The organism is Bradyrhizobium sp., from assembly GCF_035652035.1.
Classification (GTDB): Bacteria; Pseudomonadota; Alphaproteobacteria; order Rhizobiales; family Xanthobacteraceae; genus Bradyrhizobium.
In genome coordinates this window covers 23,459-46,914 of sequence record NZ_DASREO010000016.1, presented here as the reverse complement: position 1 = coordinate 46,914, position 23,456 = coordinate 23,459, and the positions used below count along the sequence as shown (strand labels likewise).

Genomic DNA, 23,456 nt, shown 5'->3' with positions numbered 1-23,456 from the left:
GACGTCACAACCGAAAGCGCCTGCGACAGATTAACGCGACGGGCAAATCAGCTGGTGCGGGTGAAATGATGTCAAGTCTCTTGTGTCCCGGACGCGATGCAGCGTGCTAACGGCAATGCGAAGCATCGTTCGGTACGCTGCTGCGCAGAGCCGAGACCCAAGGGAACAATGGACCTCGGATCAGCAGCGCATCGCTATGGCGTTTCAGACGCGCGCAAAACGCGCTTTCGGCGCTACGCTGCGTCCGGGGAACGGACCTCACCATTGTTTGGGCGAAAGCAACTCCGGCGCTTGGCACGCTTTGACCTAGATCAAAGCCGCCAAAGGCACCCTGCCTATTCTCTTGGCAGGTAACGGCCCTGACGCCGTCGAAATCCCCGAATTTGAAAGCCGAGAGACAGCATGTCCGCCGCGAGCGACGACACGCATGAACGACCGCGCCGTAAGCGCATGGAAATCTTCGCGTTCCTCTTTCTTACCGCGATCCTGATGCCGGCGCTGGCGGTTGCGACCGTCGGCACTTACGGGCTCACCGTTTGGATTTACCAGATGGCAGCCGGTCCTCCCGGGCCGCCGTCGCACTAAGTGAATCTCAAGAGGAATGAAACAATGGCCAAGCCGAACTCCGCCATCGATCGCCGCTCCCTGATCACCGGCCGGCTGCCTGACCGCGTCGTCGTGCCGCCAAGCGCCGAAATCGCCAGCATCCTGGTGCAGGCGCGCCCCGAGGGCCTTGCCGACGTCGAAAGTGCGGTCGTTGCCATCAATGGTTGCGAGGTCCACGGCCGCGACCCCAAGGGAAAACTCGTCGTCGTTGCCGAGGCAGTCAGCGCCGGCGCGCTTGGCACCATCCTCAACAGCATTGCAGCTCTGCCAGACGTCTATTCGGCTTCGCTCGTCTTTCACGCCATCGACGCCGGCTAAGGCGACCTCAAAAATCCGACGGGAGCATCAATCAAATGACCGCACCGAAGCTCGATCGCCGTCAGGTTCTGAAGCTGGAAGCCGCCGCGATGGCCGCGCTTGCGGGCGGCATGAACACGACGGCACGCGCCGCCAATCTCGTGACCGAGCGCGACGCCAACGAATTGAAGTGGGACAAGGCGGCATGCCGGTTCTGCGGCACCGGTTGCAGCGTGATGGTTGCGACCAAGGACAACCGCGTCGTTGCAACCCACGGCGATATCAAGTCCGAGGTCAATCGCGGCCTCAACTGCGTGAAAGGCTATTTCCTCTCCAAAATCATGTATGGCCACGATCGGCTGACCCAGCCGATGCTGCGCAAAACGAACGGCAAATACGACAAGAACGGCGAGTTCACGCCGGTTTCCTGGGATGAAGCCTTCGACGTCATGGCCGAGAAATACAAGGCCGCGCTAAAGAAGCGTGGCGGAAGCGGTGTCGGCATGTTCGGATCCGGCCAGTGGACGATCTGGGAAGGGTATGCCGCCTCCAAATTGTTCAAGGCCGGCTTCCGCTCCAACAACATCGATCCGAATGCGCGTCACTGCATGGCATCCGCCGCGGTGGGCTTCATGCGCACCTTCGGTATCGATGAGCCGATGGGCTGCTATGACGATATCGAGTCGGCCGACGCCTTCGTGCTGTGGGGCTCGAACATGGCCGAGATGCATCCCATTCTGTGGACGCGCCTTTCCGACCGCCGTTTGAGTGCGCCACACGTTCGCGTGGCCGTGCTTTCGACCTTTGAGCACCGCTCCTTCGATCTTGCCGACATCGGAATGGTGTTCAAGCCACAGACCGATCTCTACATCCTCAATGCGATTGCGAACCACATCATCAAGACCGGCCGCGTCAACAAGGATTTTGTTATCGCCCATACCGTGTTCAAGAAAGGCCAGACCGACATCGGCTACGGCCTTCGTCCCGAACACCCGCTGCAACAGAAAGCGACCGGCGCCGCTAAGGCCGGCGATGCCACCGACATCAGCTTCGAGGAATATGCGAAGTTCGTGTCCGACTATTCGCTGGAAAAGGCCGCCGAGATGTCCGGCGTGCCGATCAACCGGCTCGAGGCGCTCGCCGAGCTCTACGCCGATCCGAAAATCAAGGTGACAAGCTTCTGGACGATGGGCTTCAACCAGCACACCCGCGGCGTCTGGTGCAACAACCTCGTCTACAACATTCACCTTCTGACCGGAAAAATTTCGGAACCGGGCAATAGCCCGTTCTCACTCACCGGCCAGCCATCTGCGTGTGGCACGGCGCGCGAGGTCGGCACCTTCTCGCACCGCCTGCCCGCCGACATGGTAGTGACCAACAAGGCACACCGCGACAAGGCCGAGCAGATCTGGAAGCTGCCCGAAGGCACGATTCCGGACAAGCCGGGCTATCACGCGGTGCTGCAAAACCGCATGCTGAAAGACGGCCTGCTCAACGCCTATTGGGTGCAGGTGAACAATAACCTGCAGGCCGGCGCCAATTCGAACCAGGAGACCTGGCTCGGTTATCGCAACCCCGAAAATTTCATCGTCGTCTCGGACGCCTATCCGTCCGTCACCGCACTTGCCGCCGATCTCATTCTGCCGACGGCGATGTGGGTCGAAAAAGAAGGCGCCTATGGCAATGCCGAACGGCGCACGCAGTTCTGGCATCAACTGGTGTCGGCGCCCGGCGAAGCGCGGTCGGATGTGTGGCAACTGATGGAGTTCTCGAAGCGCTTCAAGATCGAGGATGTCTGGCCTGAAGAACTCATTGCGAAGAAGAGCGAATATCGCGGCAAGACCCTTTTCGATATTCTCTTCAAGAATGGACAGGTCGACAAATTCCCGCTGTCCGACATCGAAGCCGGCTACGAGAACCAGGAATCGAAGGCCTTCGGCTTCTACGTGCAGAAAGGCTTGTTCGAAGAATACGCCTCGTTCGGACGCGGCCACGGCCACGACCTCGCGCCGTTCGAGACCTATCACCGCGAGCGCGGCTTGCGCTGGCCTGTCGTCAACGGACAGGAAACCAGGTGGCGCTTCCGCGAGGGATCGGACCCCTACGTGAAGAGCGGCAAGGAATTCGAGTTCTATGGGTTTCCGGACGGCAAGGCCCGCATCTTCGCACTGCCTTACGAGCCTCCGGCGGAATCGCCCGACGCCGAATATCCATTCTGGCTCTCGACCGGCCGTGTGCTGGAGCACTGGCACTCGGGCACCATGACGCGGCGGGTGCCCGAGCTCTACAAGGCCTTCCCGGAAGCCGTGTGCTTCATGCATCCGGACGATGCGGCCGAGTTGAAATTGCGGCGCGGCGATGAGGTCAAGGTGGAGTCCCGCCGCGGCTACATCCGCACCCGCGTCGAGACGCGCGGACGCGACCGGCCGCCGCGCGGACTTGTATTTGTGCCCTGGTTCGACGAGGCGCAGCTCATCAACAAGGTGACGCTGGATGCCACCGATCCGATCTCGTTGCAGACCGATTACAAGAAATGCGCCGTGCGCATCGAAAAGGTGTGAGAGAGCCATGGCGAGAAAACTCATCGTATCCGCGCTGGCGATCGCGATAGCAGCCGCCTCCGGCCCCCTCTCCGCACAGGTCTCCTCGGCCTTGCGTGGGAGCACCCCGCTCAACGAAGAAGGCCCGGCCGCGCCGATGCCGCCGGTCCGCAATACCGCCGAAAAGGAGGTGCGCAACTACCCGGAGCAGCCGCCCGTCATTCCCCACACCATCGACGGCTATCAGATCGATCTCAACAGCAACAAGTGCCTGTCATGCCATGCGCGCGCCCGCACCGCGGAGTCGCAGGCGCCGATGGTGAGCATCACCCATTTCATGGACCGCGACGGCCAGTTCCTGGCGTCAGTCTCGCCGCGCCGCTTTTTCTGCACGGAATGCCACGTGCCGCAGAATGTGGTGACCCCGCCGGTCCCGAACGATTTTGTCGATATCGATACCATGCTGAGCCGCGCCAATCCCGGTGGGCGCCGATGAGCGCGGACAAGCCGACAAAGGTTCGCCCGACGCCCTGGGCACGAATTTGGGCCTTCATCGTCGAGCTTTGGGACGTGCTGCGTCGGCCGAGCTCGGTGTTCGGCCTCGGCGTGCTGGTGCTTGCCGGCTTCGTGGCCGGCGTCATCTTCTGGGGCGGATTTAACACCGCACTTGAACTGACCAACACCGAGAAATTCTGCACCGGCTGTCATGAGATGCGCGACAATGTTTTCGCGGAACTGAAGTCGACGATCCATTTCTCCAACCGTTCCGGCGTGCGCGCCAGCTGCCCGGATTGTCACGTCCCGCACAACTGGACGGACAAGATCGCGCGCAAGATGCAGGCCTCGAAAGAGGTCTGGGGCCATCTGTTCGGCAGCATCAATACCCGCGACAAATTCATCGACAGCCGGCTCGAATTGGCTGAGCACGAGTGGGCGCGCTTCAAGGCCAACGATTCGCTCGAATGCCGCAACTGCCACAGCTCCGAATCGATGGACATTACCAAGCAGTCGCCGCGGGCGTCCGTGGCGCATGAGCGCTTCCTGTTCAGCGGCGAAAAGACCTGCATCGACTGTCACAAGGGAATCGCCCACCGCCTGCCCGATATGCGCGGCGTTCCCGGCTGGCAGTGATCAGCCCGACCTATCGAGTTAGCCGTCGCGCCGGTAGCATTTGATTCAAGCTGACCGACCGTCCCGGTGGAGCGTGACGTAAGGCTCGAGGACTCAGAATCTTTGAGCGCGCTGGCACCGACAACATCCAGGAGTCAAAGGCCACGTAAATGTCCGCCCGGACACCTTCGGCATCTTCGACCCTCGCCGCGTAGACCCGAGCAACATTGCTCAGGTACCAGCGAAGCATATAACAAAACGAACGCAACGAGCTGGCGCGCTTTATAGAGATGACACGCAAACCGCGTGCCTCAACAAAGAGCTTGATCCGAGACTGATCCTCGGGACGATCACGCGACAGGTAGCCATTAAGACGTGCGAGGCCACCACAGCCCACCAGCAAAAAGCCGAACAATATATAAGTCGTAGCCATTTCAGACGGCTCATCGCTACGTTTGGAAGTGCTTGGCATATACTAAAAGTTGCTATGCGTCCTTCCAAGCATCAAGTTCCCTTTCTCGTAACTGTTGGCTTGTGCGAGCAAAATTCGACGTTAGCTTCGGTTTGTCGTGAGTCGCCGCATAAGCGACGCCCCTCCCCGCCCGAGCCCCAATGACCAACTTCTCCCCGCACCAGGACGCCGCGCTCAATGCCGTGGCGAAATGGCTCAAAGCAAAACCGGGCCGCAACGGCACGCCGCCGGTGTTCCGCCTGTTCGGCTTTGCCGGTACGGGCAAGACGACGCTGGCCCGTCATGTGGCCGAGGGTGTCGATGGTGAGGTGAAATTCGCCGCCTTCACCGGCAAGGCCGCGCTGGTGATGCGCAACAAGGGCTGCGACAACGCCTCCACCATCCATTCCCTGATCTACCGCGCCCGCGAATCCGGCGTCGAGCAGCCAAGCTTTGAATTGTGGGACGACGCGCCGGCCTCGAAAGCAAAGCTGATCATCATCGACGAGTGCTCGATGGTGGACGCCGAAATGGGCCGCGATCTGATGTCGTTCGATTGCCCGCTGCTCGTGCTCGGCGACCCCGCGCAGCTTCCGCCGATCCAGGGCGGCGGCTTCTTTACCGACAGCGCGCCCGACGCGATGCTGACCGAGGTGCACCGTCAGGCGCAGGACGATCCGATCGTGCGGATGTCGATGGATATCCGCGAGGGCCGGGAACTCGAACTCGGCCGCTATGGCGAGAGCGAAATCGTCTCCCGCGCGGACCTCGATCCGGAACGGGTGATGCAGGCCGATCAGGTGCTGGTCGGACGGAACAACACCCGCCGTGCCTACAATATGCGGATGCGGCAAAAACAGAATATCGAGGAGCCGCTGCCGGTTGCCGGCGACAAGCTCGTGTGCCTTCGCAACAACCGCAAGAAAGGGTTGTTCAATGGCGGCCTGTGGCGCGTGAAGTCGCGCACCGCCTCGCGGTCGAAGTCGCGCATCGTCTCGTTGCGGATCGCACCCGACGAAGAGTTCAGCCACAAGGTGACGAAAGTCTCCGTTCGCTGCGACTGCTTCGAGGGCGGCATCGAGCAGATCCCCTGGGAGCAGCGCAAGCCCTACGACGAATTCGACTATGGCTATGTGCTCACCGTGCACAAGTCGCAAGGGTCGCAATGGGATGATGTGGTTTTGTTCGACGAGAGCTTTGCCTTTCAGGACAGCCGCGCGCGCTGGCTCTATACCGGCGTGACGCGGGCGGCCAAGCGGCTTTCCATCGTGGTTTGAGACGCCACGAAAAGTCACGGACTCGTGCGTAACCGGTCGTAACAAAACGGCTTTTGTCCCGTATCTTGGGAGAAGCAGGCGCGAGGTCCGTTTTGCGAACGGCCAGCGTCATCTTAAGTTATCCTTCCGACAGCAAATCAGGAGCCAGCTCCCATGACCCGCCGTCCCCTCAGCCGCTTTTCGCTTGTTGCCGCCGCCGTCGGCTTGCTGGCAATTTCCGCCGTCAACGTCGCACCTTCGCTTGCCGCGGAAGACGCCGTGGTGATCCCGCCGCCGGCGGTCGACGATCAGGCCGCAAGCGGTATCCAGACCGCGGTTCTGGCCGGCGGCTGCTTCTGGGGCGTGCAAGGCGTGTTTCAGCACACCAAAGGCGTCGTCAACGCCGTGTCCGGCTATTCCGGCGGCAGCCAGATGACCGCCGACTACCACATGGTGTCGACCGGCACGACCGGACACGCTGAATCCGTCCAGATCAAATACGATCCGAAGAAGATCAGCTACGGCAAGATCTTGCAGATCTTCTTTTCAGTGGCGCACGACCCGACGCAGCTGAACCGCCAAGGACCAGACACGGGCACACAGTACCGCTCTGCGATCTTCACGACCTCAGACGAGCAGAAGAAGGTCGCGGACGCCTATATCGCCCAGCTCAACGCCGCCGGCGTCTACAAGAAGCCGATCGTGACCAAGGTCGGCCCGCTGCAGGCGTTCTTTGCCGCGGAAGCCTACCATCAGGACTACCTGACGCTTCACCCGACCCAGCCCTATATTGCCTATAACGACATCCCGAAGGTCGAAAACCTGAAGAAGATTTTCGCCGACAATTATACCGAGAAGCCCACTTTGGTGAGCGAAAACAAGGCCACCAACTAAAGGGCTCTCGCTGCAAAGGAGGTTTCATGTCCGACGCCAAGACGACGCCGAAAGTCGAAAAGAGCGAGGCCGAATGGCGCAAGGAATTGACGCCGATGCAATATGCGGTGCTGCGCGAGAAGGCGACCGAACGGCCTTTCTCCGGCGAATACGAGCATGAGAAGCGTGCCGGCACCTACGTCTGTGCCGGCTGCGGACAGACGCTGTTTGAGTCCGACGCCAAGTTCGATTCCGGCTGCGGTTGGCCGAGCTTCACCCAGCCGGCGACCGGGAGCCATATCGACGAAGAGCGCGATATCAGCCACGGGATGATCCGAACCGAAGTGCTTTGCTCGCGCTGCAACGGCCATCTCGGCCATGTGTTCGAGGACGGACCGGCGCCGACCGGATTGCGCTACTGCATCAATTCAGCCGCGCTAAAGCTTGAGCCGAAATAATTTTTCTAAGTTGCCTCGAACGCCTTTCGCACCCCGCGCGACCAAAATCGCGTGGGGTTTTTCTCATCCAGCCTCTCGTCCGCTCTCTTGCGCAAAGCTTTGAGGAAAAATTCATATGCAAATTTCCAAACGTCTGCTGCTCGGTGTCGGCGCAGCCGCATTCACCGTGGGGAGCCTGATGATTCAGCCCGCTCTGGCCGCCGACAAGGTTTCCCTGTTCAAGATCATCACCGTCAAGGACGAAATCGTTATCGGAATCCCGGACGACGAGCTGGCGCAGATCGACGGCAAGGACGCCGGCGGCATCGCCAGGATGCTGGTCGCGAAGGGTTCGATGAGCGTGTGGCAATATGCGTCGCACAAATCGGCCACCGGCGACCTCGAGCAGGCGCCGCTGCGCAAGATCGGCCTGATCGCCTCGGACTCGCTGCGGGTCGAACCCTACGCGTCGCCGCTGAAGGTGATGCCGATCGACGAGTCCAAGAAATAACGCCAGAAAATACCTACCCTCGTCGCCGGTCGCGAACCGGATGCGCAATTCCGGTTCCGTTGACGGAACCGGAAGGGTCGATACGCTGTTCTTCTTCACCCGGTCTGGTAGCATTCACGCGCCGGTCGGTTGAACGGGGAGGAGCGCCATGTCGCTTGGAACGATCCTCATCATTCTCGTGATCATTTACCTGCTTGGCGGCTGGAGCGGCCGGGTCGGCGGCTACGGCTACGGCTATGGGCACTCCGGAATGGGTCTTGGCGGCGTGGTTCTGGTTGTATTGCTGGTGCTATTGCTACTCGGCAAACTCTAATTCCCGTAAGTAACTGTAATTAAACATCTTTTTAGTGGACTAGGGGCCTGGATGACGGATTCATCATCAGGCCCGAGAGGATTCGCAATTCCTGCGGAGAGGCCTATATTAAGGACAGTCCAAAATGGAAATGACGTGTACCGGCGCCGCCTGTTTTTTGCGCCCGTGCAATCTGTTCGCGATACCGATCGCGTTCTCACCAAGAAGAATAGAGGTCCTCGATCATGGCTTTCAGCTTCAACACCGCTGCCGAACTTTTTCCTGCCGCCATCCGCAAGAAGAAGCGAGCTGGTTTCGCCTATCGGCGATTTGGCACCGCGGCCGAAGCGGTTCGTTTTGCGATCGAGGAATTGCCGGCGGATTCGCTGAACGGCGCCTACCTTCAGGTCGACGAGGCACGCTTCGACCAGATGGGCATTCGCTCGCTCTATGAGAGCAAGGATTTTCCGCTGCCGCGGCGTCCGCGTGCGGCCCAGCCGGCGGATACGGCCGCCAAGGCAGACGACAAGGCCGCCTGATCCACACATATCGAGACTGAGCCGACATCGCAGCCGCGAAATCAACGCGGCTGCTTGTCGAGCCAGCGCCTGAGCAGGCGCACATTGCGCATATTGGCGCGAAACAGCACGTCAAACGCATCGCCCGCCAAAGGCACCAGACCGACCACGCCGTCGACAGCAACGTTGCCGAGCATCCGCGCGGTGACGTGCCACGGCGCGCCCAGCGCACGCGCTTCGCGCACCAGCCAGAGTGAAAAGGCGGTGGCAAGGATGTCGCCGACCACCGGGATCAATCGGATGACGCCGTCGACGCCGTAGCGGATCTTGGTGCCTGGCAGCAGGAACGCGATATCGAGCAGTTTCGCCAGCGTCTCGAACCGCGCCAGCCGCTGCTCACGCGTGAGCTCGCCGAAGGGATTGGCGCTGGAATGGGCGAAATCGAACTGAAAGCGACGGATGCCGTCGCGCAGTGAGCTTTCCGGAATCTCGCGGCCTTCCTGGTCGATCACCGGGCCGTGTGGCCGGCGATCGCGGAAGCGTCCGCGCGAGGAAGCCCCAAAGCGCGCATTGCCAGGAGAGATGATGTCTTCGTTCGTCATGCTGGTCAGATGGGTGCGCCTCCCATCGGCGCAAGGTCCGTCTTGTCCACCTTACGGCGATGCAATGCGGCGCGCTTAGACCGGGACCTGCCGTTCAGCGAAATGCACGACAGCGGAAGATACCGAACCGGGCACAAATCCGACCAGACCGTAGAGAACGAATTGCAGCGTGCCGGAGTCCGGCCCGCGCGATCCATAGAGCAGTTCCGCCGCAACAAAAGCAATCACGCCGACGATGACGAGGCGCACCAGCGGTCCAATTCGTTTGACGTGAAAAACGATATCGTCCACCGCACCCAGCATCAGCGCCGGCAACAGACCGAACAGGTAGGCATACTGCAACGTCCTTGCGAACACGGTGAGGAGCTTGCCGGCCTCCGACAGGCTCGGCGGATGGCTCCAGTACCCAGACATCACGGTGGTTGTCAGGAGCAGCAGAAAGCCGCCCATCAGCGGCACCAGCGCGGCAAAGATGACGTAACGCTTCATCGCCACTCCGCGCGGGTCGCTATTCGCCCCAGGCGGCGAATGCATCGTTGAAGGCGCGCTCGCCCGGAGCGCCCTTCTCGATGGCGATGATGGCGCGGCGCTGGTTGACGTAGACCAGCGGCACGTCGAACCAGGAACGCTCCTTGAGCAGTTGCAGGTTGCGCGAGCGATCGGCGTCGACGTTCGACAGACCCACCAGGAAGAAGCCGTCGGTGACCTTGACCGCGAGGCCCGCGAGCGGCGTTCCCCGCGCCTGCTCGTTGGATTTCATCAGGATGCCGGGCACGTTGCTGACGCCGCCGCCCGAGAAATCCGGCGGCAGGATGAAGGTCAGTTCCGCGGTGTGGCTCGCCGGCAGCGACGAATCGGTGTTGCGGCGGAACGACATCGTCATCTTGAACTTGCGATCCGGAATTTCGATGTCGGCACGCACCGCAAGATCGGCCTTCTGGCTCCCGGAGGCCTTGATCTGCTCGGTCCGCCAGATCACGGAGCCGACATACTGCTTGCCCTTGGGATCGGAGGGATCCTCGTCATACAGCACCACGCGCTGCGCCACCGGCGCCAGTTGATCGCTCGACGACGGCTGTCCCACGCGATCGGGAATCTTCGGCTTTGTCCCCGGAGTGCTCGAATCCTTCGGCGCCTCGACGACCGATGTCGGCGAGGATTTGAACAGGCCGCTCACGGTGCTGACGGCCGTCTTGCCCCACAGGATCGCAGCGCCGACGAGGATCAGAACGATGCCGACGGCGATCGCGCTCTTGAACGGAAACACCGTCCCCCGTTTCGGCTCGCGGCCGCGATCCGGCGGCAGGCGCGGGCGTGACGGCGCAGGCTGTGCCGGCGGTGCATAGCGCTCCGCCTCTGCGGCAGCTTCATCGTAGGAATAAGGCGCCTCGTCATCATAGCCGCGGTCTTCCATCACCGGTTCGAGCCGGTCGAATTCAGGCGACGGTGAAGGCACGTTGGCATAGGTCTTCCGCGCCGCGCGGCTGGCCTGAGCGGCGGCACGGCCAAGATCGTCGGCGTCGGCCGTGATGTCGCGAAAACCGCGGATGCCGGGCGCCTCGGCTGAATTGTTCTCGCCCCCTCGGCGCGCTGCGCCCTGCCGATCGCGCGACGGCGGCAATTGCGGGTCCTGCATCGAAACCTGCGGCTGGCGCGCCGCGTCCGGCCGCCGGTCGTCGTTGCGCGGCAATGGCGGCGGTGCCGATGGTCGCGAGCGCGCCGGCGCTGCCGCGGCTGCAGCCTCCGGCCGTCCGTTTGAACGGGCATTGGCCCGCAACGCGTTCGATGCCCGCGCCGGGGTGCGTGTCGGGTCCGCCCCGCGCGCCGCATCGCGAGCCCGTTGGGCTGCTTCCGATTCCACCTTCCGCACGGCTTCTTCCAGCGACAACCGCTCACGGGTGATCTCGGACTCGCTGAGCGGCGGCTCGACGCTGCGAAGCTGCGCGATCAACGCCGCACGCGCACGCTCATAGAGCGCACGACGGCTTTCACCGGGAGCTTGGGGATCCAGTCCGGCGATGGCACGGGCGATCAGCGGGTAGTAGTCAGCCATTTCTGTTCAACAATGCACGCTCTGCTGTAACATGTCGTTATGCCTCGAACGGATTCTGCACCAGGATAGTATCCTCGCGTTCCGGACTTGTGGAAAGCAAGGCGATCGGACAACCCACCAATTCCTCAACACGGCGGACATATTTGATCGCCTGCGCCGGCAGGTCTGCCCAGGAGCGAGCATTCGCGGTGGGTTCCTTCCAGCCCTCGATCGTCTCGTAGACCGGCTTAACCCGGGCCTGGGCGCCCTCACCAGCCGGTAAATGGTCGATCTCCTTGCCGTCCAGCAGATACCCTGTGCAAACCTCGATGGTTTCAAAGCCGTCGAGAATATCGAGCTTGGTCAGCGCCAGGCCATGGATGCCGCAGGTACGCACGGTCTGGCGCACCAGTGCGGCATCGAACCAACCACAGCGGCGCTTGCGTCCGGTGTTGACGCCGAATTCCTTGCCGCGGCGGCCAATCTCCTCGCCGATCGCGTCATGCAGTTCGGTCGGAAACGGGCCCTGACCGACGCGGGTCGTATAGGCCTTACAGATTCCGAGCACGTAGCCGACCGCGCCCGGCCCAAGACCGGTGCCGGTCGCGGCCTGCGCGGCAACCGTGTTGGACGAGGTGACATAAGGATAGGTGCCGTGATCGACGTCAAGCAGCGCGCCCTGCGCGCCCTCGAACAGGATGCGCTTGCCCTCGCGCCGCTTGATGTCGAGCAATCGCCACACCGTTTCGGCATAGGGCAAGAGCTGCGGCGCCAGCGCCGTCAGCTCGCGCAAGATTTCCTTGCCGTCGATCTCTGCGAGATTGAGCCCGCGACGCAGCGCGTTGTGGTGCGCCAGCAAGCGGTCGATCTTGTGCGGCAGCGTTGCGAGATCGGCGAGGTCCATGAGGCGGATCGCGCGCCGTCCGACCTTGTCTTCATAAGCGGGTCCAATGCCGCGCCGCGTGGTGCCGATCGCCGTGTTGGTATTGGAAGATTCCCTGAGCGCATCGAGCTCGCGATGCAAGGGGAGGATCAGCGTGACGTTTTCAGCGATGCGAAGATTTTCCGGGCTGACGGCAACACCCTGCCCCTTCAGCTTGGTCACTTCGTCAAGGAACGCTTGCGGATCGAACACGACGCCGTTGCCGACCACCGCGAGCTTCGAGGGACGCAGTACGCCGGAAGGCAGCAGCGCCAGCTTGTAGGTCTCGCCATTGATGACAAGCGTATGGCCGGCATTGTGGCCGCCCTGAAAACGCACGACGATATCGGCCTGCTCCGACAACCAGTCGACAATCTTGCCTTTTCCTTCGTCGCCCCACTGGGCGCCGACCACAACGACATTCCCCATCCGCAGCTATTCCCTCTGCAACTCTTTAAAAGTTCAGCATGATCTGTTCGAAAAACCGGTTTCAGCCCTGTGGAGGGCATGCCGGGGCCGGTCCCATGCGAGGCACACATCCGGATAAAGGATGCGGGCTACCGACGCAAGCAAGAAGGCGCTTCGGGGCCGTCCGGAGAGCCGATCAAGCCCTTGATATCCCCCGAAAATCCGTCCTCGGCCGCGGACGGTCACCATTCCGCCAGACCGCCGCCACGGATGCGTCCGTCATCGCCCTATTTCGCAATGGCCGCGGGCGCATGGAGGCGATGCATCGGCCGGCGTTGAAGCCACTTCAAAATCCGTGTCCTTAGAAAAAGCCGGGCGAGAATCATCCGGCCGGGTGTGTCATGCCGGGCCGGGGCGCGGCGCTGTGATTTCGCTTCACCAGGCCCAGGCCGCATGTCCGCTTCCGACCAGATTTCCGATGCCGCCCAACATGGCGGCAATTGGCTGACCAACCAGCCTTATGTGCTGCTATCGATCACCGCTCTGTGCTGGGCCGGCAATGCCATTGTCGGCCGGCTTGCCGCGGGCCACATTCCGCCGGTGACGCTGGCGTTCCTGCGCTGGTGGTTCGCGTTTCTGATCATCCTTCCCTGGGCTTGGAAATACCTGAGGCGCGACTGGAACATGATCCGCGCCAGCCTCGGCACGATGATCCTCATCTCCCTCACAGGCATTTCGGCCTTCACCAGCCTGCAATACTGGGCGCTCGAACATACCACTGCGCTCAATACGCTGCTGTTGCAGTCGGCAGGTCCCCTCTTCGTGGCGGCCTGGTCGCTGATCCTGCTCGGCGTGCGGCTGACGCTGGCACAGGCGATCGGAGTCATGGTGTCGCTCACCGGCGTGCTGGTGATCCTGCTGCACGGCGACCTGACGGCGATCGCCAAGATCGACTTCAACAAGGGCGACCTCATCTTCACCGTCGCGCTTTTGATCTTCGGACTTTACACGGTGATGTCGTCGCGGCGTCCGCGCCTCCACGATCTGTCGTTCGTCGCCTTTACGTTCGGATGCGGTTCGGCGGTTCTGATCCCGGCGGTGATCGCGGAGTCGCTGTGGCGTCCGGTCATGGAACTGAACGCGGCCAACCTGCTGTCGGTGATCTATGTCGCAGTGTTTCCCTCCACCATCGCCTATCTCTGCTACAACCGCGGCGTTCACCTGATCGGCGCCAACCGCGCCGCGCCGTTCTTTCACGTCGTGCCGGTGTTCGGATCGGTGATGGCGATCGCCTTCCTCGGCGAAAGGCCGCAAGTCTTCCATTTCATCGGCTTTGCGCTGGTGCTGACAGGCGTCTACGTGACGTCGCGAAAAGCATCGGCACGAACGGGCTAGTGGTCCGATTCTAACGTTCGCATCCCTTCTCAGCAGGCACTTTTGCGAATGTTAGAATCAAAGGACCACTAGAAAATATATGTTTCTAGTGGAGTTTGGGATTTGACATTCGCATTCGGAGCTTGCGGACAGATGAGTAGCGAATGTCAAATCCACTCCACTACCCGCGTCCGCCGATGACAAAAAGCGCGCCATCGTCATTTGATCCGATCCGGTGGCTCAATCATCAGCCCTATCTGCTGTTGAGCCTGGCTTCGTTGTTCTGGGCCGGCAATATCGTTCTCGCCCGCTATGTCGCGGGCCACGTGCCGCCGATGACCTTGTCCTGCGTGCGATGGATCGGCGCCTGCCTGATGCTGCTGCCGTTCGCGCAGCCGCATTTGAAGCGGGATTGGCCAGTGCTGCGCAAGCACCTTCCGCTGCTGGTCGCACTCGCAGCGACCGGATTTGCCTTCAACAACGCCTTGTCTTACTGGGCATTGCAATACACGGAAGCCATCAACGCGCTGCTGATCCAATCCTCCGGGCCGCTGTTCGTAGCGCTGTGGGCGCTGATCTTGTTCGGCGTGCGCCTGACCTGGAGCCAGTTCGCCGGCGTCGCCTTGTCGCTTGTCGGCGTGCTCACCATCATCCTGCGCGGCGACCCCACGGCGCTTGCCACCGTCAGGCCGAATATCGGCGACGTCATGTTCGCCGGCGCGCTGATTTCTTTCGGCCTCTACTCGGCGCTGATGCTGCGACGCCCGGTGACGCATCAGCTCTCGCTGATCTTCTTCACCATGGCCTGCGGCGCGCTGCTCCTGATGCCATTCTCGATCTGGGAATATAAGAACGGCATCACGCTCAAGTTCGACACGATCACGATGATCACGCTTGTCTATGTCGTGATCTTCCCCTCGACGCTTGCCTACCTTTTCTTCAACCGCGGCATTGCGATGATCGGACCGAATCGCGCCGCGCCGTTTTTCCATCTGGTGCCGGTGTTCGGTTCGGTGATGGCGATCATGCTGCTCGGCGAAGAGCCGCGGTTGTTTCACCTCGTCGGATATCTGATGGTCATCGCCGGCATCGTGATCGCCTCGCGCAAGGCGCCCTCCGGATGAGTTTCGCGCGAGCGGCGGGTCGAAAATACCCGCCGCTCACGAATGCCATTATCCGGCCGGAACCATCACGACGCCCTTGTCCTTAGGCCAGCGGACGCGCCAGGCGAAATTGATCTCCTTGGCTTCCGATGGCCCCACTTCGAGCGCCCATTCCAGCACGCCGCGCTTGTCACGCAGGTTGGTCGTGGTCGGCGGCGTCGTTGACGGCAGCATCTCGACCTGGATGTCGTCATTTTCACTGACCGGCAGTTGATCCTCGATCGCCACCCGGATCGGGAAATCGTGACCGTTGCGAACAGTGGTCTTGAAGGCGCGCTCATCCGTCTTCGCGGTCGTGACGATCAGGCCAGCCGATCCTTCGTTGCGTTTGACGACCGAGCGCACGACCTTGACCTTGTCGTCGGCGCCGAAGCCGAGCCGCACCTTTTCGTCCTTGCTGGCGGCCGTCATCTGACTGCGGCCGACAAACGCGCCATCACGGTAGATCGAGATCCGGCCGGGCAGCAGCGGCGCATCCTCGCTCTGGACGAAGCTCGCTTCAAGGAACGCGGTGGCGTCGACGACCGGGGCGGAACGAATGGTGAGATCGGGCGCGATCGTCGCCGTGGAAATCAGAAGGCTCTTGGCACCTTGGCTGGCGCCGACGCTGACGCGGCCGGGAATCCTGAAGACCACCTGGAAGCCGCTGACGTCGGCCACGGCCTTTTTCTCAACCGCCTTATCGGCTGGTTCATCAAAAGTCGTTCCCCCTCCAAAATGGAACTGCTGTGTAGTCTTCGCGAGATTTCCTCGCAAAGACGGCTCTCCCGCCGGAGCGCTCATCGGCGCCGGCGCCTGGGCGACAAACGGATATCGCACGACCAGCGAACTTAGCTGGGGCGCGTTGCCGCCGACCGCAGTCCGCACGGTCGAAACGCTTAGTGCGACGTCAGACCAATCCTCGCCGGTGGCCTGGGTGATTTCGGCGCGGCGCACCAGTTCGAGTGCGGGTTTGCGATCTTTCGCGCCGGTATCGAGGCGGGCGTCGTAGATCGGCTTCCAGCGTGCGTTCGGCACCGTGTAAGTGACATGCAGCGTCGCCTTGGCCGCGGCCTTGGCCGCGAGAGCGACACTGACCTCGAGCTTGTTGGCGGGCTTGGCTTTACGGTCCAGTTCCAGCCGCGCGATCTGGCGATCGATGTCGCGCTGCTTGCGCTGCGCCTCGCGGATGGCGGTATCTGCGCTCGCCACCTCCTCGGCGACCGCCGAAAACGCCGTGCGCCATTCGGCGATCGGCCGCGCTTCACCCTTCTCGCCGATTCCGGCAGGCGACGTCTCCGCGAATCGCTCGGCGAATTTGCGGCGTGCTTCGGCGGCGGCAATCGCGCCATCGAGATCGGCGCGTTCGTCCTTCAGCACCTCGATGCGTTTGTCGATCTCGGGCAGGTTGACCGGGGGCGTCGCGCGCGGTGGTTTGGTGTCGATCGCTCCGATGGCCAGTGCCGCATCTGCCTCGCCTTCCACCCGCAGCGAAGCGGCGTCCAGCGTGAGCGGGAAATCCTTCAGAACAAGCGTGTTCTCGCCCGCCGGCAGTTCGACCGTGACGACGCGCGCCACGCTGGCGCCGTCTGGATAAACGGTAACGGCGTCAACCGTTGACGCTGCCTCGACATCAGCCGCTTCGGCGCGTGTCGCGGCAAAGGTTGTCAAAACGAAGAGACTGGTCAAGACGAGACGGTGCGCAACAAGACCCATGAGCTTCCCTCCTGCAATAAGAGACCGACGGATTGGACAGACGCGCATCTCATCTTTCCGGACCGACGGTATCCGCCGACAAAAAAGATTGCGTCGCGCCTTGCCGTGAGACGCGGGCAGGAAGGAACCGGTTCGATTGAGGTTTCCGTGCGGCGCGGCGAAGGCAGGATCGCGGCAGGAGCAGCGGCGTTTTTGCCTCCGTCATTGCGAGGAGCAACGCGACGAAGCAATCCAGTGCATCGAAAGACTGGATTGCTTCGCTAACGCTCGCAATGACGACGAAGATTGGCCTTCGCGCTTAAAACGCCAGCGCCTTCGCCTGCTTTACCTGCGGCAGCGCTTTGACCTTTTTGAGCAGCTCGTCCGGCATGGCGCCGTCGATCTGGACCAGTGCGATCGCGTCTCCACCCGCCTTGGTGCGGCCGAGATGGAAAGTCGCGATGTTGATCTTGGCATCGCCGAGCAGGCCCGCAAACTGCCCGATGAAGCCTGGCTTGTCCTCGTTGGTAATGTAGATCATCGACTTGCCGAACTCGGCATCGACGCGGATGCCCTTGATGTCGACCAGTCGCGGCTTGCCGTCGGCATAGACCGTGCCCGACACCGAGCGTTCCTGCCGTTCCGTCGTCACGGTGACCGTGATCAGGCTTTCGTAATCGCTGTGCGCGGTGCGGACGATTTCGTCAACCGCCATGCCACGTTCCTTCGCGACCAGAGGCGCGGACACGACATTGACGGTGCCGAGCATCGGCCGCAGCAGGCCGGCGAGGACAGCGGAGGTCAACGCCTTGATCTTCATTTCGGCGACGTGACCCTCATAGGTGATCTGCACCCGGGTGATGCCGGTCTCGGTAAGCTGGCCGGCGAACGAGCCGAGCTTTTCGGCGAGCTCGACGAACGGCCTGAGCTTCGGCGCTTCTTCCGCCGTGATCGAGGGGAAGTTGACCGCGTTCGAGATCGCGCCGTGCAACAGATAGTCCGACATCTGCTCGGCGACCTGGAGCGCGACATTCTCCTGCGCTTCGGTGGTGGCAGCGCCGAGATGCGGGGTGCAGATCACGTTGGGATGGCCGAACAGGACGTTCGACGTTGCCGGCTCCTCGACGAAGACGTCGAAGGCCGCGCCCGCGACATGCTTGGAATTGAGCGCGTCGACCAGCGCCTGCTCGTCGACCAGGCCGCCGCGCGCGCAATTGATGATACGCACGCCTTTCTTCATTTTCGCCAGCGCCGCTGCGTCGATGATGTTGCGCGTCTTGTCCGTCAGCGGCGTATGCAGCGTGATGAAGTCGGCGCGCTTGAACAATTCATCGAGCTCGACCTTCTCGACGCCGATATCCTTGGCGCGCTCGGGCGACAGGAACGGGTCGAACGCGATCACCTTCATGCGCAGGCCGAGCGCGCGATCCGCAACGATCGAACCGATATTGCCGCAGCCGACTACACCGAGAATCTTGCCGGTGATCTCGACGCCCATGAAGCGGTTCTTCTCCCATTTGCCGGCTTGCGTCGAAGCATCGGCCTGGGGAATTTCGCGCGCCAAGGCCAGCATCAGCGTGATCGCATGCTCGGCGGTCGTGATCGAATTGCCGAACGGCGTATTCATCACAATGATGCCCTTGGCGGTCGCGGCGGGTATTTCGACATTGTCGACGCCGATGCCGGCGCGTCCGATCACCTTCAGCTTTGCGGCCTTCTCGATGATCTTGGCGGTCGCCTTGGTCGCCGAGCGAATGGCAAGGCCGTCATAATCGCCGATGACAGCGGCGAGCTTTTCCTTGTCCTTGCCGAGGTTCGGCTGGAAGTCGACCTCGACGCCGCGATCCCTGAAGATCTGCACTGCAGCCGGCGACAGCGCATCGGAAATAAGCACTTTCGGTTTTGTCATGGTTCACGTTCCTTCACCCTCCCCTGGAGGGGGAGGGTCGGCGCGAAGCGCCGGGGTGGGGTGAAGCTATCAATCTGAAATCTTTCAGGGCGCGCCGAGTTGGGAGAGATGATCGCCCCACCCCGCCGCACCTTACGGTGCGTCGACCCTCCCCCTCCAGGGGAGGGTAAAAAACTTACGCAGCCTTCGGCAACTGCGCCTTGGTCTCGGCAAAAGCCCAGTCGATCCACTGGGTGAGCAACGCCACATCGCTCGCCTCGATCGTGGCGCCGCACCAGATACGCAAACCGGCCGGCGCATCGCGATGGCCGGCGAAGTCGTAACCGGCGCCTTCCTTCTCGACGAGACCGACCATCTTCTTGATGAAGTCGATCTGCGCATCAGAAGTCAGCGAAGCGACCGCGGGATCGGTGATCTTCATGCACACCGAGGTGTTGGACCGGATCGACGGCGTCTTGGCGAGAAAATCGATCCAGGGAGTCCTGGCCTGCCAGTCCGCCAGCACCTTGAGGTTCTTGTCGGCGCGCGCCATCAGCGCCTTCAGACCGCCGACGGATTTGGCCCAGTTCAGCGCGTCGAGATAATCCTCGACGCAAAGCATCGACGGCGTGTTGATGGTCTCGCCGACGAAGATGCCTTCGTTGAGCTTGCCGCCCTTCGTCATGCGAAAGATCTTCGGCAGCGGCCAGGCCGGCTTGTAGGTCTCAAGCCGTTCGACCGCGCGGGGCGAAAGCACCAGCATGCCGTGGCCAGCCTCGCCGCCCAGGGCCTTCTGCCAGGAGAAGGTCACGACATCGAGCTTGGGCCAATCGAGCGGTTGCGCGTATGCCGCCGAGGTGGCGTCGCAGATCGTCAGGCCTTCGCGCCTGGCGCTGATCCAGTCGGCATTGGGAACGCGAACGCCCGAGGTCGTTCCGTTCCAGGTGAAGACGACGTCGGACGCCGGATCGACCCTGGAGAGATCGGGAATGTCGCCGTAAGGCACCGCGAGCTTGGTCACGTCCTTCAGCTTCAACTGATTGACGATGTCGCTGGTCCAGCCTTCGCCGAACGATTCCCATGACAGCGTCGTCACGGGTCGCGCGCCGAGCAGCGACCACAGCGCCATTTCGACCGCGCCGGTGTCGGACGCAGGCACGATGCCGATCCTGTAATCGGCGGGCACCTCGAGCACTTCACGCGTCAAATCAATGGCGCGCTTCAGCTTCTCCTTGCCGATTTTCGCCCGATGCGAACGGCCGAGAGCTGCGTCTTTCAGATTTTGCGGGGTCCAGCCGGGGCGCTTAGCACAGGGGCCGGAGGAAAAATGCGGCACGAGAGGCCGCGAAGCGGGCTTCGCTACAGTCATGATCTACCCTTCCAGATAGCAAGCCTCCCGTTGGGGGGAGGTGTCCCGCCGTGGTGGATAGGGCAAACGCCTCAAATCGTCAAGACGCTTCGTTTTCTGCGGCGACTGGAGGCTCTGCGTCGTCCGCGGGCTCCGGCTGCGCATTCAGGAGCTCAGACGCGTCACTGACGAGTTGCGCCGCGCGGCGCCGGCTTGCGACTTTCAGAATGCTCTTGTCGTCCGCCTGCACGACATAATCGTCGCCCATCCGGACGATGGAATAGCTCTTCATTTTGACGTCCCCGAAGTTCTGTGCGCCGGACAGACGCCAACTGCCACGGATCGTTCCTGAGCAAAATTCCAGATGACCGAATTAGTTTATCGTGGGTTAAGGCGAACGAACGGCGAAACGTGTTTCGCAGGAGTCACAAGGGCCGCGTCAGGCTGCAGGCGAAACTGCGGCAAAACGCAAGCGCGATTCCGACGCGCTCAACCAGCGTTCGGTGGTAACTTAAGCGACTGCTCGGCGTCGCCGATCCAGCGAGGCATAGTCATCGAGGCGAAAACCGCCTTCATGTGCCACGCGCGTATAGGCGAGCAAGGCGACGTCGGCGAGTGTCAGTGCCTCGCCGATCAAGAATCGCGTCGCTGCGAGCTGTTGCTCCATCCGCTCAAGCGCCGCATAGCCGCGCTTGACCTTGTCGGGGTCGAGTTCGGAAGCGGGCCGGCCCAGATAGACCATCTGAAAGCGGCAGACCGCGATCGCGGGTTCGTGGCTGTATTGCTCCCAGAACAGCCATTCATCCATCTTGGCGGCGGCAAACGCATCTTCCGGAACGAGGTCGCTGCCGCGGGCAAGGTAGCGAATGATGGCGTTGGACTGAGCGAGCGTGCGGCCGTCGTCGAATTCGACCACTGGCACCTGCCCTGCGCTATTGAGCCTGAGGAATTGCGCCGAGCGCGTCTCTTGCTTGAGAATGTCGATCGCGATCCAGGTGTAGGGCAGCGCGAGATAATCGCACACCCATTTCACCTTGAGACAGTTGCCCGATTTGGTGTCACCGTAGATCTTCATCGACTGCCGCCCCTGTCGAGGAAATGACAGAGCAACAGGCGCAATCAGTCATGTCAATAAAGGCGCGTCGGGGACGCGGTCAGAACTTGTAGCCGAGGCCGGCACGCACGGTGTTCATGTTGACTTCGATCTGATCAACGAAGCGCGCGTATTCCCACTCGGCGCGCATGAACAGGCCGCCGACCAGCTTGATATCGACGCCGAGGCCCGCCGAGTAGCCGTAGATCAAGTGGTTATGCAGGGTGTTGTCGGCGGCGGAATGGGCGCAAATCGGGCCGCCCACGCTTCCACATGGTGCGATCGCCTGGTTGAGGCTGGTTCCCCAGTTGTCCTGGACAGAGACCGACTGTGAGATATTGCCATTGCCGAGCGCTAGCCCGCCAAACATGTATGGCAGAAAGATTCCATAAGCATAGCCCGCCCGCGCGCGGAACGTCGCCATGTCCGTAATGCCGATCGAGTCCGAAGAAACAACGGTCACAGTGTGAAAGGTGTTGTCCGATAGCGGTCCGCCGACGAGGGGCCCTGCCTGGGCACTGGTCGTCGCTCCGAATGTGCCGTGCAGATAAGACGCTTCGAGACCGACGACGACGTCGTCCCACTGCCAGTTATATCCCGCGAATCCCCCGAATCCAGTGGAGCGTTGAGAGACGCCGCCGAGCTGGAGATTCCAACCGGCGACGCCCATCTGCTGAATAATATTGTTGGCGACCAGCGCACTCAGCATGCTGCCGTTCGACCCACTGAAACGCACATCGGAAGATCCGTAGGCGCCCTGCCCACCGACATAGAATCCCTGCCAGATGTTGACCGGCGTGTAGCCAACCGAGCCACGCAGGAAATCGGGCATATCGGCGGCCTGTGCGCTCACCGACATCCCAACCATCGCCGCTGCCAACAGGACCCCACGCATCGATCACTCCCATCCACACTTTCGAAACTCTGCGTGATCATCGCCTGTTAACCTTAATCAATCGTTGTCTTGCGCGACTTCTGTGCATGATCTTGTCCGAAAACCGGGGTCCACTTTGCGCTGGCGCGGCCCTTCGGGTCGGGATCATGCATTCACGCAAAACAAAACGGCGCGGGAAACATCCCCGCGCCGTTAAGAGAAGTTAAGATCAAGCTCGCTCAATCAGCCCTTGGTGACGAGTGGCGGCGCATAAGTCGGCGGACTCCAGAGATTCCAGCGCACGCCGAGCTTCACGTCTTGCGAGGTGATGTTGTGGAACTGGAAGACATGACCGCCAGCCGAATGATCGAACGCGCTGTCGACGCCCGTGGTGCCGTTGCCGAGATTGACGTAGCTGTAGCCAAGGTCGACCGCCATGTTTTGGGTGACCTGATAAGAAAGGCCGGCATGTAGCGCCCAGGCAAAATTCCACTGCGAACCGGTTGCGGCCGATACCAGGCTCGGCCCGACACCACTGCCGGGCGGGAATAGCGTTGCAACACCCGAGTCGGTGAAGTTCGCGATCTGCACCCGCGCGGTGCCGATGCCGGCGCCGATGTAAGGCGTGATGCAGTACCAGGTGCCGAGATCGGCATAGGCGTTGACGAGGAACAGCCATTCGGACTTGCTGGCGTTGTAAACGTCGGACCCGAAACCGGTCGTACCGCCGTTCGGGAAGCTGATCAGATCAAGGCCGTGGAAATTGGCGCTGCCGCGATATTCGCCGGTCACGTCCATGCGAAACCAGTGATTGAATTGATAGCCGGCGCCGATCTGATAGAGACCGCCGGTGTCGAAGCCGGTCGTCTCCTGGAACGAGAGATTGTTCGCGTAGAGCGCGGCATTGGTGTTGCGGATGTTGTCGACGCGCTGGTTGCTGAACCCGACGTCACCACGCAGATACCATCCACCGAATTCGGCAACGGGTGGCGCATAAGGCATCGGCGGGGGCGCAATTGCCATGTCGGCGGCGGACGCCATCGACGACAGCAGGGATGCCGCTCCGGCGATAACGAAAAATCTAACACTACGCATTGGTTTCGTCCTTTTGGCCGGTGAGGCAGACGGCCCCACATCAAAACTCACGTCGGGACGATCGCACCAAATGCTTAAGCGCCGCTTAACCC

The 23,456-nt window shown here is 61.7% G+C and carries 23 protein-coding genes and 1 pseudogene; 13 read left to right on the top strand and 11 right to left on the bottom strand.

Annotated features, from left to right (window positions below):
- Positions 1-402: 402 nt before the first annotated feature.
- From napE to VFB05_RS06015, 11 genes are all read left to right on the top strand, one after another.
- Positions 403-585, top strand: a complete 183-nt coding sequence (gene napE, locus VFB05_RS06065; RefSeq protein WP_325009888.1) for a periplasmic nitrate reductase, NapE protein — start codon at positions 403-405, stop codon at positions 583-585.
- A gap of 24 nt (positions 586-609) precedes the next feature.
- The gene (locus tag VFB05_RS06060) at positions 610-924 is read left to right on the top strand and encodes a chaperone NapD (RefSeq protein WP_325009886.1); all 315 of its coding nucleotides are present in this window, start codon (positions 610-612) and stop codon (positions 922-924) included.
- 35 nt (positions 925-959) lie between these two features.
- A complete protein-coding gene (napA, locus tag VFB05_RS06055; protein ID WP_325009884.1) occupies positions 960-3,464 on the top strand; it encodes a nitrate reductase catalytic subunit NapA in 2,505 nt (834 codons plus the stop codon).
- 7 nt (positions 3,465-3,471) lie between these two features.
- A complete protein-coding gene (locus tag VFB05_RS06050; RefSeq protein WP_325009882.1) occupies positions 3,472-3,939 on the top strand; it encodes a nitrate reductase cytochrome c-type subunit in 468 nt (155 codons plus the stop codon).
- Positions 3,936-4,574 (top strand): NapC/NirT family cytochrome c, encoded by a 639-nt coding sequence (locus VFB05_RS06045; protein ID WP_325009880.1) that lies wholly within the window; start codon positions 3,936-3,938, stop codon positions 4,572-4,574. Before VFB05_RS06050 ends, VFB05_RS06045 begins: the two co-directional genes overlap by 4 nt.
- A gap of 591 nt (positions 4,575-5,165) precedes the next feature.
- A complete protein-coding gene (locus tag VFB05_RS06040) occupies positions 5,166-6,281 on the top strand; it encodes an ATP-dependent RecD-like DNA helicase (RefSeq protein ID WP_325009878.1) in 1,116 nt (371 codons plus the stop codon).
- 153 nt (positions 6,282-6,434) lie between these two features.
- Positions 6,435-7,154: a peptide-methionine (S)-S-oxide reductase MsrA gene (msrA, locus tag VFB05_RS06035; protein ID WP_325009876.1), complete on the top strand. Its 720-nt coding sequence runs from the start codon at positions 6,435-6,437 to the stop codon at positions 7,152-7,154.
- 26 nt (positions 7,155-7,180) lie between these two features.
- A complete protein-coding gene (gene msrB, locus VFB05_RS06030) occupies positions 7,181-7,591 on the top strand; it encodes a peptide-methionine (R)-S-oxide reductase MsrB (RefSeq protein ID WP_325009874.1) in 411 nt (136 codons plus the stop codon).
- Positions 7,592-7,706: 115 nt separating this feature from the next.
- On the top strand, positions 7,707-8,081 hold the full coding sequence (locus tag VFB05_RS06025) for a hypothetical protein (RefSeq protein ID WP_325009872.1): 375 nt from the start codon (positions 7,707-7,709) through the stop codon (positions 8,079-8,081).
- Between the two features lie 148 nt (positions 8,082-8,229).
- Positions 8,230-8,394 (top strand): DUF3309 family protein, encoded by a 165-nt coding sequence (locus tag VFB05_RS06020; RefSeq protein ID WP_325009870.1) that lies wholly within the window; start codon positions 8,230-8,232, stop codon positions 8,392-8,394.
- Positions 8,395-8,618: 224 nt separating this feature from the next.
- The gene (locus VFB05_RS06015; RefSeq protein WP_325009867.1) at positions 8,619-8,912 is read left to right on the top strand and encodes a hypothetical protein; all 294 of its coding nucleotides are present in this window, start codon (positions 8,619-8,621) and stop codon (positions 8,910-8,912) included.
- Between the two features lie 41 nt (positions 8,913-8,953).
- On the opposite strand, the gene VFB05_RS06010 is transcribed toward VFB05_RS06015, so the two are convergent.
- The 4 genes from VFB05_RS06010 to VFB05_RS05995 form a co-directional block, all read right to left on the bottom strand.
- Complete coding sequence (locus tag VFB05_RS06010; RefSeq protein WP_325009865.1) at positions 8,954-9,493, bottom strand: DUF4112 domain-containing protein; 540 nt, start codon at positions 9,491-9,493, stop codon at positions 8,954-8,956.
- Positions 9,494-9,568: 75 nt separating this feature from the next.
- Positions 9,569-9,982, bottom strand: a complete 414-nt coding sequence (locus VFB05_RS06005; RefSeq protein WP_325009863.1) for a DUF5413 family protein — start codon at positions 9,980-9,982, stop codon at positions 9,569-9,571.
- Between the two features lie 19 nt (positions 9,983-10,001).
- Positions 10,002-11,546 carry a hypothetical protein gene (locus tag VFB05_RS06000; RefSeq protein WP_325009861.1) on the bottom strand — a complete coding sequence of 515 codons (1,545 nt, stop codon included), beginning with the start codon at positions 11,544-11,546 and terminating at the stop codon, positions 10,002-10,004.
- Between the two features lie 37 nt (positions 11,547-11,583).
- The gene (locus VFB05_RS05995) at positions 11,584-12,876 is read right to left on the bottom strand and encodes an adenylosuccinate synthase (protein ID WP_325009859.1); all 1,293 of its coding nucleotides are present in this window, start codon (positions 12,874-12,876) and stop codon (positions 11,584-11,586) included.
- Between the two features lie 432 nt (positions 12,877-13,308).
- Between VFB05_RS05995 and VFB05_RS05990 the strand changes: the two genes are divergently transcribed.
- Positions 13,309-14,250 (top strand): DMT family transporter, encoded by a 942-nt coding sequence (locus VFB05_RS05990; protein ID WP_325009857.1) that lies wholly within the window; start codon positions 13,309-13,311, stop codon positions 14,248-14,250.
- 176 nt (positions 14,251-14,426) lie between these two features.
- Positions 14,427-15,353 carry a DMT family transporter gene (locus VFB05_RS05985; protein WP_325010141.1) on the top strand — a complete coding sequence of 309 codons (927 nt, stop codon included), beginning with the start codon at positions 14,427-14,429 and terminating at the stop codon, positions 15,351-15,353.
- Positions 15,354-15,401: 48 nt separating this feature from the next.
- On the opposite strand, the gene VFB05_RS05980 is transcribed toward VFB05_RS05985, so the two are convergent.
- The 7 genes and pseudogenes from VFB05_RS05980 to VFB05_RS05950 all read right to left on the bottom strand — a co-directional run bounded on the left by VFB05_RS05980 (position 15,402) and on the right by VFB05_RS05950 (position 23,364).
- Entirely contained in the window at positions 15,402-17,087 is a 1,686-nt protein-coding gene (locus tag VFB05_RS05980; protein ID WP_325009855.1) for a mucoidy inhibitor MuiA family protein, read from the bottom strand.
- A gap of 298 nt (positions 17,088-17,385) precedes the next feature.
- Positions 17,386-18,975 (bottom strand): phosphoglycerate dehydrogenase, encoded by a 1,590-nt coding sequence (gene serA / locus VFB05_RS05975; RefSeq protein ID WP_325009853.1) that lies wholly within the window; start codon positions 18,973-18,975, stop codon positions 17,386-17,388.
- A gap of 175 nt (positions 18,976-19,150) precedes the next feature.
- On the bottom strand, positions 19,151-20,323 hold the full coding sequence (locus VFB05_RS05970) for a phosphoserine transaminase (RefSeq protein ID WP_325009851.1): 1,173 nt from the start codon (positions 20,321-20,323) through the stop codon (positions 19,151-19,153).
- A 79-nt stretch (positions 20,324-20,402) separates the two neighbouring features.
- A complete protein-coding gene (locus tag VFB05_RS05965) occupies positions 20,403-20,594 on the bottom strand; it encodes a hypothetical protein (RefSeq protein ID WP_325009849.1) in 192 nt (63 codons plus the stop codon).
- 197 nt (positions 20,595-20,791) lie between these two features.
- A pseudogene (locus VFB05_RS05960) lies at positions 20,792-21,377 on the bottom strand (glutathione S-transferase family protein).
- Positions 21,378-21,456: 79 nt separating this feature from the next.
- Positions 21,457-22,290 (bottom strand): porin family protein, encoded by an 834-nt coding sequence (locus VFB05_RS05955; RefSeq protein ID WP_325009846.1) that lies wholly within the window; start codon positions 22,288-22,290, stop codon positions 21,457-21,459.
- Positions 22,291-22,512: 222 nt separating this feature from the next.
- Positions 22,513-23,364 carry an outer membrane protein gene (locus tag VFB05_RS05950; RefSeq protein ID WP_325009844.1) on the bottom strand — a complete coding sequence of 284 codons (852 nt, stop codon included), beginning with the start codon at positions 23,362-23,364 and terminating at the stop codon, positions 22,513-22,515.
- Positions 23,365-23,456 lie beyond the last annotated feature (92 nt).